15 protein-coding genes and 1 tRNA gene are annotated in these 13,953 nt (G+C 56.2%); all 16 read left to right on the top strand.

Going from position 1 to position 13,953, the window contains the following annotated elements:
* Window positions 1-96: 96 nt before the first annotated feature.
* The 16 genes from BDD18_RS05060 to nuoL all read left to right on the top strand — a co-directional run bounded on the left by BDD18_RS05060 (window position 97) and on the right by nuoL (window position 13,946).
* A complete protein-coding gene (locus BDD18_RS05060; protein WP_142082524.1) occupies window positions 97-1,083 on the top strand; it encodes an NAD(P)H-quinone oxidoreductase in 987 nt (328 codons plus the stop codon).
* A gap of 2 nt (window positions 1,084-1,085) precedes the next feature.
* A complete protein-coding gene (gene tpiA, locus BDD18_RS05055) occupies window positions 1,086-1,829 on the top strand; it encodes a triose-phosphate isomerase (RefSeq protein ID WP_142081731.1) in 744 nt (247 codons plus the stop codon).
* A gap of 35 nt (window positions 1,830-1,864) precedes the next feature.
* Window positions 1,865-2,233 carry a preprotein translocase subunit SecG gene (gene secG / locus BDD18_RS05050; RefSeq protein ID WP_142081730.1) on the top strand — a complete coding sequence of 123 codons (369 nt, stop codon included), beginning with the start codon at window positions 1,865-1,867 and terminating at the stop codon, window positions 2,231-2,233.
* A gap of 116 nt (window positions 2,234-2,349) precedes the next feature.
* Window positions 2,350-2,434, top strand: a tRNA-Leu gene (locus tag BDD18_RS05045).
* A 68-nt stretch (window positions 2,435-2,502) separates the two neighbouring features.
* Window positions 2,503-2,862 (top strand): NADH-quinone oxidoreductase subunit A, encoded by a 360-nt coding sequence (locus BDD18_RS05040; RefSeq protein WP_044401345.1) that lies wholly within the window; start codon window positions 2,503-2,505, stop codon window positions 2,860-2,862.
* Window positions 2,863-2,887: 25 nt separating this feature from the next.
* Window positions 2,888-3,367: a NuoB/complex I 20 kDa subunit family protein gene (locus BDD18_RS05035; RefSeq protein WP_005793239.1), complete on the top strand. Its 480-nt coding sequence runs from the start codon at window positions 2,888-2,890 to the stop codon at window positions 3,365-3,367.
* Window positions 3,368-3,377: 10 nt separating this feature from the next.
* Window positions 3,378-3,986, top strand: a complete 609-nt coding sequence (locus BDD18_RS05030; RefSeq protein WP_142081728.1) for an NADH-quinone oxidoreductase subunit C — start codon at window positions 3,378-3,380, stop codon at window positions 3,984-3,986.
* A 26-nt stretch (window positions 3,987-4,012) separates the two neighbouring features.
* Window positions 4,013-5,266 (top strand): NADH-quinone oxidoreductase subunit D, encoded by a 1,254-nt coding sequence (locus BDD18_RS05025; RefSeq protein WP_142081727.1) that lies wholly within the window; start codon window positions 4,013-4,015, stop codon window positions 5,264-5,266.
* The gene (nuoE, locus tag BDD18_RS05020; protein WP_044401352.1) at window positions 5,263-5,754 is read left to right on the top strand and encodes an NADH-quinone oxidoreductase subunit NuoE; all 492 of its coding nucleotides are present in this window, start codon (window positions 5,263-5,265) and stop codon (window positions 5,752-5,754) included. Before BDD18_RS05025 ends, nuoE begins: the two co-directional genes overlap by 4 nt.
* Window positions 5,751-7,106 carry an NADH-quinone oxidoreductase subunit NuoF gene (nuoF, locus tag BDD18_RS05015; RefSeq protein ID WP_142081725.1) on the top strand — a complete coding sequence of 452 codons (1,356 nt, stop codon included), beginning with the start codon at window positions 5,751-5,753 and terminating at the stop codon, window positions 7,104-7,106. Before nuoE ends, nuoF begins: the two co-directional genes overlap by 4 nt.
* 14 nt (window positions 7,107-7,120) lie before the next feature.
* Window positions 7,121-9,259 carry an NADH-quinone oxidoreductase subunit NuoG gene (gene nuoG, locus BDD18_RS05010; protein ID WP_142081724.1) on the top strand — a complete coding sequence of 713 codons (2,139 nt, stop codon included), beginning with the start codon at window positions 7,121-7,123 and terminating at the stop codon, window positions 9,257-9,259.
* Window positions 9,256-10,332 carry an NADH-quinone oxidoreductase subunit NuoH gene (gene nuoH / locus BDD18_RS05005; protein ID WP_044401361.1) on the top strand — a complete coding sequence of 359 codons (1,077 nt, stop codon included), beginning with the start codon at window positions 9,256-9,258 and terminating at the stop codon, window positions 10,330-10,332. Before nuoG ends, nuoH begins: the two co-directional genes overlap by 4 nt.
* Window positions 10,333-10,344: 12 nt before the next feature.
* Window positions 10,345-10,857, top strand: a complete 513-nt coding sequence (gene nuoI, locus BDD18_RS05000; RefSeq protein ID WP_044401364.1) for an NADH-quinone oxidoreductase subunit NuoI — start codon at window positions 10,345-10,347, stop codon at window positions 10,855-10,857.
* Window positions 10,858-10,907: 50 nt separating this feature from the next.
* The gene (locus BDD18_RS04995; protein ID WP_044401367.1) at window positions 10,908-11,576 is read left to right on the top strand and encodes an NADH-quinone oxidoreductase subunit J; all 669 of its coding nucleotides are present in this window, start codon (window positions 10,908-10,910) and stop codon (window positions 11,574-11,576) included.
* Window positions 11,573-11,881 carry an NADH-quinone oxidoreductase subunit NuoK gene (gene nuoK / locus BDD18_RS04990; protein ID WP_044401370.1) on the top strand — a complete coding sequence of 103 codons (309 nt, stop codon included), beginning with the start codon at window positions 11,573-11,575 and terminating at the stop codon, window positions 11,879-11,881. The genes BDD18_RS04995 and nuoK overlap by 4 nt, the downstream gene beginning before the upstream one ends.
* 31 nt (window positions 11,882-11,912) lie before the next feature.
* Window positions 11,913-13,946 (top strand): NADH-quinone oxidoreductase subunit L, encoded by a 2,034-nt coding sequence (gene nuoL / locus BDD18_RS04985; protein ID WP_066691299.1) that lies wholly within the window; start codon window positions 11,913-11,915, stop codon window positions 13,944-13,946.
* Window positions 13,947-13,953 lie beyond the last annotated feature (7 nt).

The following is a 13,953-nucleotide window of genomic DNA, read 5'->3' as shown; positions in this document are numbered from 1 at the left end:
TAAATTGCTATTGAATTTGTAGCTGCCAGCGCTTTACCCATAAGCGCTGGCAGCTTAAATTGCTTTAAAGAGCAGAGACTTATGACCGAACGTTTGATGCGTGCTGTGGAGATTTCGTCCTTCGGTGCGCCCGACGTGCTCCGCCTCGGGCAGCGGCCTGTGCCCCAGCCGGGTGTGGGTGAATTGTTGATCCGTGTGGCGGCGAGCGGAATCAACAGGCCTGACGTATTGCAGCGCGCGGGGCACTATGCTCCGCCGCCGGGTGCGTCTGACTTGCCTGGCCTGGAGGTCGCTGGCGTGATTGAGGCCGGCGACACACAGGCTATGGCGTCTGCAGGTTTGAAGGTGGGCGACCGGGTCTGCGCCTTGGTGGCTGGCGGTGGGTATGCGCAGTGGTGTGTCGCGCCCGTCGGGCAGTGCCTGCCGGTTCCTGCGGGGCTCAATGACATCGAAGCGGCTTCTCTGCCGGAAACATTCTTCACCGTGTGGAGCAATGTCTTCGATCGAGGGCGTCTGCAAGCGGGTGAGTTTCTCCTAGTGCAAGGCGGGAGCAGCGGGATCGGTGTGACTGCCATCCAGCTGGCCCGTGCGTGGGGCGCCACTGTGATTGTTACGGCGGGCAGCGACGAAAAATGCGCAGCGTGCATTGAGCTGGGTGCCTCGTATGCCATCAACTACAAGACACAGGACTTTGTGGCAGAAGTCCAGCGAATCACCAATGGGCGTGGCGTGGATGTGGTGCTGGACATGGTCGCCGGTGACTATGTGGCGCGTGAGGTGGAGTGCCTCGCTGAAGATGGGCGGCTGGTCATCATTGCCGTGCAGGGCGGGGTGAAGAGCTCTTTCAGTGCGGGGCTTGTGCTGCGCCGCCGACTCACCATCACGGGCTCTACCCTGCGACCCAGGTCTGTAGAGTTCAAGACCGCCATAGCGCAGTCCCTCCGTTCCCAGGTCTGGCCGCTCATTGAGCAGGGTAAGGTTCGTCCTGTCATCTACCAGACCTTTGATGCGGGTGATGCTGCGGCTGCTCATGCATTGATGGAATCCAATCAACACACTGGCAAGATTGTTTTGACGTGGTAAACATGAAAAAGAAACTGATCGCAGGCAACTGGAAGATGAATGGCAGCCTTGCTGCCAACGAAGCTCTGGTCAAGGGGCTCCTTGCAGGGCTTGGAACGCCTGCTTGCGATGTGGCTGTGGCGGTGCCTTCTCCCTATTTGGCGCAAGTCCAGGGGTTGCTGTCCGGTGCCAACATCGCATTGGGTGCGCAAGATGTCTCGGCCTTTGCTTCTGGGGCTTATACCGGTGAAGTGTCGGCGGCGATGTTGAAGGATTTCGGCGTTCGTTACGCGCTGGTGGGGCACTCTGAGCGTCGTCAGTACCATGGTGAAACGGATGCGGTCGTTGCAGAAAAAGCCCGCCAGGCCTTGGCATCCGGCATCACGCCCATCGTGTGTGTGGGCGAGACTCTGCAAGAGCGGGAGGCTGGTCAGACGGATTCTGTAGTCAAGCGCCAGCTGGCTGCCGTGATCCATGTGAATGGCCATTGCATCAGCGAAATCGTGGTGGCCTACGAGCCTGTGTGGGCCATTGGCACGGGTCGTACTGCTTCGCCTGAGCAGGCGCAGCAAGTACATGCTGTGCTGCGTGCGCAGTTGACGGCAGCCACTCCTCACGCGGATCGTGTTCGCGTGCTTTACGGCGGCAGCATGAACGCGGCGAATGCTGCCGAATTGCTTGCTCAGCCAGACATTGATGGCGGCCTCGTGGGAGGCGCCTCGTTGAAGGCGGAAGATTTTCTCAAGATCATCGCTGCAGCCCGGTGAGCTGAGCGCTAATAGCTATTAATTTAGGAGTGAACATGAATGTTTTGGTGAACGTGATCCTGGCTGTACAAATCTTGGCGGCCCTGGGAATGATCGGTTTGATTCTGGTGCAGCACGGCAAGGGGGCAGACATGGGTGCTGCGTTCGGTAGCGGCTCGTCCGGCAGCTTGTTTGGTGCCAGCGGAAGCGCCAACTTCCTTTCCCGTACTACCGCCGTGTTGGCGGCCGTGTTTTTCATCACGACGCTGGCGCTGGCCTACTTTGGCAATTCGCGCCCGGCCAGCTCAGGCAGTGTTCTGGAAACCCCGGCCGCCGTCATCCCTGCCTCCGGAAGTGCTGCGGATGCAGTGCCTGCTGCCCCTGTCGCTCCAGCTTCTGGTGCTGCCCAGATTCCATCTAAATAATCTGCACTAAATTGGCTACCCTGATGCCTATCGAGGGTTTTCCGGGGTAGAATTCTGGATTGTTTGGAAAGCCAAAACCCTCGCGGTTCCTCATGCCATCCAAACATGCAACATCAGCCGTCGTGGTGAAATTGGTAGACACGCTATCTTGAGGGGGTAGTGGCGAAAGCTGTGCGAGTTCGAGTCTCGCCGACGGCACCAAAACAAAAGCCAGCCTGTGCACTTGTACAAGTCCCGCAGGTTTGGCTACAGCGGTGAGCATCCTCACGATGAACCTCGATCAGTACCTCCCCGTCCTTTTGTTCATCTTGGTTGGCATTGCCGTAGGCGTTGTCCCCTTGGTGCTTGGTTATGTGTTGGGCCCTAATCGCCCAGATGCAGCCAAAAACTCCCCTTATGAATGCGGCTTCGAAGCGTTTGAAGACGCTCGCATGAAGTTCGACGTGCGCTACTACCTGGTAGCCATTTTGTTCATTCTGTTTGATCTGGAAATTGCATTCCTCTTTCCCTGGGCGGTGACCCTGCATGAGGTGGGAATGACAGGCTTCGTAGCGGTCTCGATCTTCCTTGCCATTCTGGTTGTGGGCTTTGCCTACGAGTGGAAAAAAGGCGCGTTGGATTGGGAATGATCGAGCTTCAACAAGGACGAGTGCGATGATTGAAGGCGTGATGAAGGAAGGCTTTATCACCACGAGTTACGACTCGGTGGTGAATTGGGCCAAGACCGGTTCTTTGTGGCCCATGACGTTTGGCTTGGCTTGCTGTGCGGTGGAAATGATGCACGCCGCCGCTGCGCGTTATGACATTGGTCGATTTGGCGCGGAAGTGTTTCGTGCCAGCCCTCGTCAGTCGGATTTGATGATTGTTGCCGGAACCCTCTGCAACAAGATGGCTCCTGCGCTGCGCAAGGTGTACGACCAGATGTCCGAGCCGCGCTGGGTGCTCTCCATGGGCTCGTGTGCCAATGGTGGTGGTTACTACCACTACAGTTATTCAGTGGTGCGTGGCTGTGATCGCATCGTGCCTGTGGATGTTTATGTGCCTGGCTGCCCTCCAACAGCGGAAGCGCTGATTTACGGGATCATCCAGTTGCAGCAAAAAATCCGCCGCACCAATACGATCGCTCGCGCTTGAAGGGTTGATGATGACTGCTGTAGCCATTCGGCCTGAAGAGCTCAAAAAGAACATTGCCGCGGCCTTGGGTGCTAAGGCCCGTCAGGTCACGCTCGCCTTGGATGAGGTGACGGTGACGGTAGCTGCTGCGGACTACCTGGAGTCCATGCGTATCTTGCGTGACTCGGATGCATGCAAATTCGAGCAGTTGATTGACCTGTGTGGTGTGGACTATTCCACCTACGCAGATGCCGTTCAAGAAGGTCCGCGATATGCGGTGGTCTCCCATCTCTTGTCGGTCAGTCTGAACCAGCGTGTACGCGTCAAGGTGTTCTGTGCTGATGACGATTTTCCAATGATGGCGTCGGTGGCTGAGTTGTGGAACTCTGCCAACTGGTACGAGCGCGAGGCTTTCGATCTGTTTGGTATCGTGTTCGATGGTCACAATGACCTGCGTCGCATCTTGACCGACTATGGGTTTATCGGCCACCCCTTCCGCAAGGACTTCCCTTTGTCTGGCCATGTGGAAATGCGGTACGACGCCGAGCAACGCCGCGTGGTTTACGAGCCGGTATCCATCGAGCCGCGTGAAATCACGCCTCGCATCATTCGCGAAGACAAGTACGGAGGCCTGCACTGAGCTGCTTTGCGCTCATGTGAACCATCATGGCTGAAATCAAAAATTATTCCCTGAATTTTGGACCCCAGCACCCTGCGGCGCACGGTGTGTTGCGTTTGGTTCTGGAGCTGGACGGTGAGGTTGTTCAGCGTGCTGATCCGCACATTGGCTTGCTGCACCGCGCGACTGAGAAGCTGGCTGAGCATAAGACGTTCATCCAGTCTTTGCCATACATGGACCGTCTGGACTATGTGTCCATGATGTGCAATGAGCACGCGTATTGCCTGGCCATCGAGAAGTTGCTCGGCATTGAGGTGCCTGTGCGTGCGCAGTACATCCGTGTGATGTTCTCGGAAATCACGCGTTTGCTGAATCACCTGATGTGGCTCGGCTCGCATGGTAATGATTGCGGCAGTTCCACCATCCTGATCTACACGTTCCGTGAACGTGAGGATCTTTTTGATATGTACGAGGCCGTTTCGGGCGCGCGCATGCATGCTGCGTACTTCCGTCCGGGTGGTGTGTACCGGGATCTTCCCGATACGATGCCCCAGTACAAAGTCAGCAAGATCAAGAACGCCAAAGCGCTGGAGGCGATGAATCAGAATCGCCAGGGTTCTTTGCTGGACTTCATCGACGATTTCACGAAGCGCTTCCCAGGTTGCGTGGATGAGTACGAAACTCTCCTGACTGACAACCGTATCTGGAAACAGCGTACGGTGGGTATTGGGGTCGTAAAGCCTGAGCGTGCTTTGAATCTGGGCATGACAGGACCCATGCTGCGTGGCTCTGGTATCGCTTGGGATTTACGCAAGACGCAGCCTTACGATGCTTACGATCGGGTCGATTTTGATATTCCGGTTGGCAAGACGGGTGATTGCTACGACCGATATCTGGTTCGTGTGCAGGAAATGCGCGAGTCCAATCGCATCATCAAGCAATGCGTGGATTGGCTGCGCGCCAACCCTGGGCCGGTCATCACTGACAACCACAAAGTTGCCGCCCCTTCGCGCGAATCCATGAAGTCCAACATGGAGGAGTTGATTCACCATTTCAAGCTGTTCACCGAAGGTTTTCACGTGCCTGAAGGCGAAACCTATGCAGCGGTGGAGCATCCCAAGGGAGAGTTTGGTATCTACTTGGTGAGCGATGGCGCGAACAAGCCCTATCGTTTGAAGATCCGTGCCCCTGGTTTTGCGCACCTGGCCACGCTGGATGAAATGGCTCGGGGACACATGATTGCCGATGCGGTGGCGATCATTGGCACCATGGATATCGTGTTCGGAGAAATTGACCGATGATTACCGAAGCGACGTTGGCGCGATTCGCGCGCGAAGTGGCGAAGTACCCGGCAGACCAGAAGCAGTCTGCCGTGATGGCTTGCCTTTCCATCGTGCAGCAAGAGCAAGGCTATGTGAGTGCCGAGAGCGAAGCCGTGATCGCCGACTACCTGGGCATGCCCCAGATTGCGGTGCATGAAGTCACGACTTTCTACAACATGTACAACCAGCAACCTGTTGGCAAGTACAAGCTCAATGTCTGCACCAATTTGCCATGCCAACTGCGTGATGGTCAAAAGGCCCTGCGCCATCTGGAGCAGAAGCTCGGTGTTTCCATGGGCGAGACGACTGCGGATGGTTTGTTCACTTTGCAGCAGTGCGAGTGCCTGGGCGCTTGTGCCGATGCGCCAGTGATGCTGGTGAATGACCGCACCATGTGCAGTTTTATGGACAACGACAAACTAGACCAGTTGGTGGACGGTTTGCGTGCAGCGGAGGGCAAGCAATGACCACTGCCGCAGAAATTCTTTCGCAATTCAAGGCGACAGGTGTTCAGACCTGTTTCCATGATCGCCATATCAACCCGCAGATTTATGCAGGACTGAATGGCAGCAACTGGAGCATCAAGGATTACGAGGCTCGCGGTGGCTACCAGGCACTTCGTCGCATCCTGGGTAAGGACGGCGGAGAAGGCTTGACGCAAGATCAAGTGATCGCAACGGTCAAAGAGTCTGGCTTGCGTGGTCGTGGGGGTGCAGGCTTTCCTACGGGGCTGAAGTGGAGCTTCATGCCGCGCTCTTTCCCTGGTCAGAAGTATCTGGTTTGCAACTCGGACGAGGGTGAGCCTGGAACTTGCAAAGACCGCGATATCCTGCAATTCAATCCGCACATCGTGATTGAAGGCATGATCATTGCCGCCTATGCGATGGGCATCAGCGTGGGTTACAACTACATTCACGGTGAAATTTTCCAGTCTTACGAACGCTTCGAAGCGGCGCTGGAAGAGGCGCGTGCGGCGGGCTATTTGGGCGACGGCATCATGGGAAGCAACTTCAGCTTCCAGCTGCATGCGGCCCACGGTTTTGGAGCTTACATCTGCGGTGAAGAAACTGCGTTGTTGGAGTCCCTGGAAGGCAAGAAGGGACAGCCACGCTTCAAGCCTCCGTTTCCTGCGAGTTTTGGTTTGTACGGCAAGCCGACCACGATCAATAACACCGAGACATTTGCCGCTGTGCCATGGATCATCCGAAACGGCGGCGCAGCCTATCTGGAATGCGGCAAGCCAAACAACGGCGGCACCAAGATTTTCTCGGTGTCTGGCGATGTGGAGAATCCCGGAAACTACGAGATCCCCCTGGGAACCCCCTTCTCCAAATTGCTGGAGCTGGCGGGCGGCGTTCGTAAGGGACGTCAACTCAAGGCCGTGATTCCTGGTGGATCCTCTTCCCCTGTGCTGCCTGCTTCCATCATCATGGAATGCACGATGGACTATGACTCCATCGCCAAGGCGGGGTCGATGTTGGGTTCTGGCGCCGTGATCGTGATGGATGATTCGCGGAGCATGGTGGAAAGCCTGCTGCGCCTGTCGTATTTCTATTCACACGAATCCTGTGGCCAATGCACGCCTTGCCGCGAAGGCACGGGCTGGATGTGGCGTGTGATCGACCGCATTCAGCATGGGCAAGGCCGTGATGGCGATCTCGACTTGCTCAACTCTGTTGCCGACAACATCCAGGGTCGAACAATTTGCGCTTTGGGTGATGCCGCAGCAATGCCTGTGCGTGCCATGCTGAAGCATTTCCGTCCTGAGTTTGAGGCATTGATCCGGAACAAAGGCTCGCAAGCTGCCGCATCCGCCTGATTGCGAGAACACATATGGTTGAAATTGAACTGGACGGTCAGAAAGTAGAAGTTGCCGAAGGCTGCATGGTGATGCATGCGGCTGAGAAAGCAGGCACCTACATCCCACATTTCTGCTATCACAAGAAGCTCTCGATTGCTGCCAACTGCCGCATGTGCCTGGTAGACGTTGAGAAGGCTCCAAAGCCGATGCCAGCTTGCGCAACGCCCGTGACGCAAGGCATGGTGGTCCGTACCAAATCCGACAAGGCGATCAAGGCCCAGAAGTCGGTGATGGAATTTCTCCTGATCAATCACCCGCTGGATTGCCCCATTTGCGATCAAGGTGGTGAATGCCAGTTGCAGGACTTGGCTGTAGGTTATGGCGGCTCTTCTTCGCGTTACGAAGAAGAAAAGCGTGTTGTGCTGCACAAAGATGTGGGCCCATTGATCTCCATGGAGGAGATGAGCCGCTGCATTCATTGCACCCGCTGCGTGCGCTTTGGCCAAGAAGTGGCTGGCGTCATGGAACTGGGCATGATCCATCGTGGTGAGCATTCCGAAATCACCACGGTGAGTGGTGACACGGTGGATTCCGAGTTGTCGGGCAACATGATTGATATCTGTCCCGTCGGCGCATTGACGAGCAAGCCCTTCCGCTACAGCGCGCGCAGCTGGGAGTTGTCCCGCCGCCGCTCTGTGAGCCCACATGACTCTACCGGTGCAAACTTGATCGTCCAGGTCAAAAACCACAAGGTGATGCGCGTCGTTCCGTTTGAGAACGAAGCAGTGAATGAGTGCTGGATCGCGGACCGTGACCGTTTTTCCTATGAAGCGCTCAATGGCGAAGATCGCCTCACTCAGCCCATGCTGAAGCAGGGCGGTGTTTGGAAGGAAGTGGACTGGCAAACAGCACTGGAGTACGTTGCCAACGGCCTCAAGAACATTCGCCATGACCATGGCGCCGAGTCCATCGGCGCGCTGGTGAGTCCGCACAGCACCGTGGAAGAGTTGTATTTGGCAGGTGCATTGGTACGCGGCTTGGGTAGTGACAACATCGACTACCGTCTGCGCAACGCTGAATTCAGCGCTCCAGAAGGTATCCGCTGGTTGGGCACCTCCATTGCATCGCTCTCCACGCTGCAGAGCGTTTTGGTGGTGGGGTCCAATTTGCGTAAGGATCATCCTCTGTTTGCACAACGGATTCGCCAGGCGGCTCGCCATGGTTGCCAAGTCATCGCACTGGATTCGGTTGAGCGTGACTGGGCCATTCCTGTCAAGCACCTCTTGAAGCACGCGGCCTCCCAATGGATGCAGGCACTGGGCGGTATTGCGGCAGCGGTTGCACAAGAAAAGGGTGTGGCGGGGCCCGCCGGTTCGTTTGTTATCGATGACGCTGCTACAGCTGTCGCGCGTTCGCTGATGGCGGGTGAGCGCAAAGCGGTGCTGTTGGGCAACGCCGCAGCACACCATGCCCAAGCTACGCAGTTGCTGGCTCTGGCCAATTGGATTGGTGAGCACACCGGTGCCACGGTTGGCTATTTGACTGAAGCTGCTAACACCGTCGGTGCACAGTTCGTGGGTGCCCATCCCGTCAAGGGTGGTTTGAACGCGGCCCAGATGTTGTCGGGTGGTCTCAAGGCGGTTCTCCTTCTGAACAACGAGCCTGTGCACGACTCTTCGGTCGGCGCACGCGCCACCGACGCGCTCTCAGGCGCCGAAATGGTTGTCACCTTGAGTCCATTCAAAGCCAACATGGAGTTCAGCGATGTTCTCCTGCCTATCGCCCCATTCACCGAAACCTCGGGTAGCTTCATCAATGCGGAAGGGCGCCTGCAGAGCTTCCATGCAGTCGTGCGTCCTTTGGGCGATACGCGGCCTGCTTGGAAGGTGCTCCGCGTATTGGCCAATATGCTGGAGATTCCTGGCTTTGATTTCGAAACGTCGCAGGACGTGTTGGTACGCGCTACGAACGCTGCACCTGGCGCGTTCTCCCGGATCGATGCGGCTCAATTGTCCAATGCGGTGACTGGCGGCGTGACTGCTTCGGGCTCCGGTGCAGTAGGCGAACCCGTGGTGGCTTCCATCTACCAGCTGGATGGCCTGGTGCGTCGCTCCCCATCTTTGCAATTGACCGCAGATGCGCGTATGGCACGTGAAGAGGTGGCAGCATGATTGACGCGCTCTATAACGCCGGCCTTGGCCTGCTTCCCTTCGGCTGGTGGACAGCTGCGGCATGGCCTGTTCTTTGGATCTTGCTGAAGATCGTTTGCATTCTGGCTCCCCTGATGGGCGCCGTGGCCTATCTGACGCTGTGGGAGCGCAAGCTCTTGGGTTTCATGCAAGTACGTCATGGCCCCAACCGTGTCGGACCGTTGGGACTGTTGCAGCCGATTGCTGACGCACTGAAGCTTCTGACCAAGGAAATTATTCAGCCCACAGCAGCAAGCAAGGGTTTGTTTGTTCTGGGGCCCGTGATGGCGATCATGCCAGCGTTGGCGGCCTGGGTCGCAATTCCCTTCGGTCCTGATGTGGCTCTGGCCAACGTCAATGCGGGTCTTTTGCTGGTAATGGCCATCACATCGATTGAGGTGTACGGCGTCATCATCGCGGGTTGGGCTTCCAACTCGAAGTACGCCTTCTTGGGTGCGCTGCGTGCGTCTGCGCAGATGGTGAGCTATGAAATTGCGATGGGCTTTTGCTTCCTGATCGTGATCATGGTGTCAGGCAGCATGAACCTGACAGAAATCGTTGCAAGCCAAGCCCGAGGTTGGGCGGCGTCGCACGGTTTTGGGCTGTTGTCCTGGAACTGGTTGCCCCTTCTGCCGATTTTCTTGGTTTATCTGATTTCCGGAGTTGCTGAGACCAATCGTCACCCGTTCGACGTGGTCGAGGGCGAGGCAGAAATTGTGGCCGGACACATGGTTGAATATTCGGGTATGGGTTTCGCCATTTTCTTCCTGGCGGAATACGCGAGCATGTGGCTGGTGTCCATCCTTGCCGTGCTGATGTTCCTGGGCGGATGGTTGCCTCCATTTGACGCCTTGGCCTTCATTCCCGGGTGGGTGTGGTTAGCAGCCAAGACGTTCTTGGTCGTCTCGATGTTCATCTGGATCCGTGCCACGTTTCCTCGCTTCCGCTATGACCAGATCATGCGTCTGGGCTGGAAGATTTTCATTCCAGTCACGTTGGTGTGCCTGGTACTGGTGGGCGGGTGGTTGCTCTCGCCCTGGAATATCTGGAAATAAGCGGGGACACAAATGACTGCCGTTGTTGCTGCTGCACCTTTCTCTTTCAAAGACTTCCTTAAGAGCTTCATGCTCGTGGAATTGCTCAAGGGCATGGCCCTTACGGGGCGTTATGCATTCCGCCGCAAGGTGACCGTTCAATTCCCTGAGGAAAAGACACCTCTGTCCCCTCGGTTCCGTGGTCTTCACGCACTGCGTCGCTATGAAAATGGGGAAGAGCGTTGCATTGCTTGCAAGCTCTGCGAAGCTGTCTGCCCTGCGATGGCCATCACGATTGAATCAGACGTCCGTGATGATGGTTCGCGTCGCACCACCCGGTATGACATCGATTTGACGAAGTGCATCTTCTGCGGCTTTTGCGAAGAAAGTTGCCCAGTGGATTCCATTGTGGAAACGCACATTTTCGAGTACCACGGCGAAAAGCGGGGCGACCTGTATTTCACGAAGGACATGCTCTTGGCAGTGGGTGACCGCTACGAAGGCGAAATTGCTGCGGCCAAGGCTGCAGACGCCAAATACCGCTGATCGGTGTTGGACTCAGCCTGTTTGCCAGACTCTCTATAAAGACCCGATCCATGGATGCCAAGACTGGTTTCTTTTATCTGTTCTCGGTTGTGCTGCTCTTTGCAGCCTTCCGCGTCATCACCGCACGTAACCCCGTGCATGCGGTGCTGTATCTCATTCTTGCTTTCTCCCAGGCGGCAGCTGTTTGGTTGCTTCTGAAGGCAGAGTTTCTCGCTATCGCACTGGTGCTGGTCTATTTGGGCGCCGTGATGGTGCTATTCCTTTTCGTGGTGATGATGCTGGATATTCACATCGACACTGTGCGCAAGGGTTTCTGGAAGCACTTCCCTCTGGCAGCTACGGTGGGCGCCTTGATTGCGCTGGAGATGGCTGCTGTGCTCATGGGCGGCTTCCGCGGCCTTGAGGAGCCGAAGGCTGTAGCTCCTTTGTTGGATGCTGCAGGGCAGGTCGTCCAATATTCCAACACCAAGGCGCTGGGTAAGCTGCTGTACACACAGTACCTGTACCCCGTTGAAATCGCTGCTGTGATTCTGCTGGTGGCCATGATCGCTGCCATTGCCCTGACGCTGCGCCAGCGCAAGGACAGCAAGGCGATCAACCCTGCGAACCAGGTTCGTGTTCGCGCTCGCGACCGTCTGGAAGTGGTGAAGGTGGCTGCTACGCAGAAACCATCCGAACCTTTGCCAGAAGCGGCGCCAGTCGAGGAGAAAAAAGCATGACTTTGACTTTGGGGCATTTTCTGTCGCTGGGTGCGATGCTGTTTGCTTTGTCGGTCATCGGCATTTTTCTGAACCGCAAGAACCTGATTGTTTTGTTGATGGCGATTGAGCTGATGCTGCTGGCCGTCAACATGAACTTTGTCGCGTTCTCCCATTATCTGGATGACATGCACGGGCAGGTGTTCGTGTTTTTTATCTTGACCGTGGCCGCAGCTGAGTCCGCTATCGGGCTGGCCATTCTGGTGCTGCTGTTCCGAAACAAGACCAGCATCAACGCAGAAGACCTCAACACCCTCAAGGGTTGATGAGCCACCCGTATTCCCTAGGTTCTCAAGAATGAGTCAAACCCTCTCTGCTTCAACGCTCCTGGCTGTTCCGCTGGCTCCGCTGGCGGGCGCTTTGCTGGCTGGCGTATTCGGTACAACCTTTGGCGGCAACTGGATTGGGCGTCGCCTCAGCCACACGCTGACGATCCTGGGTGTGCTGGTTGCCTTTATTCTCTCTGCCATGACGCTCAAGAGCGTTGCATTGGATGGCGCGCGCTTCAACGAGACGCTGTACACGTGGATGGTGGTTGGTGGTCTCAAGATGGAAGTGGGCTTTCTGGTTGACAGCCTGACCGCCATGATGATGGTCGTGGTTACTTTTGTGTCGCTGATGGTCCATATCTACACCATCGGTTACATGGAGGAAGACGACGGCTACAACCGCTTCTTTGCCTACATTTCGCTGTTCACTTTCTCCATGCTCATGCTGGTCATGAGCAACAACCTGCTGCAGCTGTTCTTCGGCTGGGAGGCAGTAGGCCTGGTCTCTTATCTTCTGATCGGTTTCTGGTTCAACAAGCCGTCGGCCATTTTTGCCAACATGAAGGCTTTTTTGGTGAATCGGGTTGGTGACTTTGGATTCATTCTGGGTATCGGTTTGATCGCCGCATACACAGGCACCCTGAATTACGGTGAAATCTTCGCGAAATCGAACGAACTTGGTGCTCTGAACTTCCCGGGCACTGGCTGGATGCTGGTCACAGTGATTTGCATCTGCCTGTTCATCGGCGCCATGGGCAAGTCGGCGCAGTTTCCGCTGCATGTGTGGCTGCCTGACTCGATGGAAGGTCCCACTCCCATTTCTGCGTTGATTCACGCGGCCACGATGGTGACTGCTGGCATTTTCATGGTATCGCGCATGTCGCCCTTGTTTGAATTGTCAGACACCGCTCTGAATTTCATCCTGGTGATTGGTTCCATCACAGCGCTGTTCATGGGTTTCCTGGGCATCATCCAAAACGACATCAAGCGCGTGGTGGCTTATTCCACGCTGTCGCAGTTGGGTTACATGACGGTGGCATTGGGCGCTTCCGCTTATTCGGTGGCCGTGTTCCATCTGATGACGCACGCGTTTTTCAAGGCTCTGCTGTTCTTGGGCGCTGGCTCCGTCATCATGGGCATGCACCACAACCAAGATATCCGCTGGATGGGCGGGGTACGCAAGTACATGCCGATCACCTGGATCACTTCGTTGCTTGGTTCCCTGGCGTTGATTGGTACTCCGCTGTTCTCGGGTTTCTACTCCAAGGACAGCATCATTGAGGCCGTGCATTTCAGCCATCTTCCTGCTGCTGGGTTCGCGCATTTCGCGGTGCTGGCTGGCGTCTTCGTGACCGCGTTCTATTCGTTCCGCATGTATTTCTTGGTCTTCCATGGCAAGGAGCGGTTTGACCAGAACCCTGATGCTCACCATGGTGACCACCACGGGCATGATGACCATCATGAGCCCCACGAATCTCCTTGGGTGGTGACGGTTCCTCTCGTGCTACTGGCCATCCCATCGGTGGTGGTGGGTTTCATGTTCATTCAGCCCATGTTGTTTGGCGATTTCTTCAAAGACGTGATTTTTGTGGATGCAGCCAAGCACCCTGCAATGGCCAAACTGGGCGAGATTTTCCACGGCCCCGTGGCGATGGCGTTGCACGGTCTCCAAACTGCACCGTTCTGGCTGGCTTTAGCTGGGGTGGCCTTGTCGTACTACATGTACATGGTCAACCCCGCTTTGCCCGCAGGCATCAAGGCGCGCGTACAGCCTCTGTACCGCCTGCTGGAAAACAAGTACTACCTCGACTGGATCAACGAGAACATCTTGGCTAAGGGAGCTCGTGCCTTGGGTGTTGGCCTCTGGAAGGTCGGCGATCAGGCCATCATCGATGGAGGGGTGGTGAACGGCTCGTGGAAGCTGGTCGGCGCTATTTCTGGCGTGGTGCGCTGGGTTCAGTCGGGCTTTATCTTCCACTACGCCTTGGTGATGATTCTGGGTGTGTTCGCACTGATGACTTGGTTTGTCTGGGGCGACTTCTTCATGCAACTCATCAAATAAGGAAAAC

Source organism: Acidovorax temperans, assembly GCF_006716905.1.
Taxonomy (GTDB): domain Bacteria; phylum Pseudomonadota; class Gammaproteobacteria; order Burkholderiales; family Burkholderiaceae_C; genus Acidovorax; species Acidovorax temperans.
This window is presented reverse-complemented; position numbering and strand designations above follow the sequence as displayed.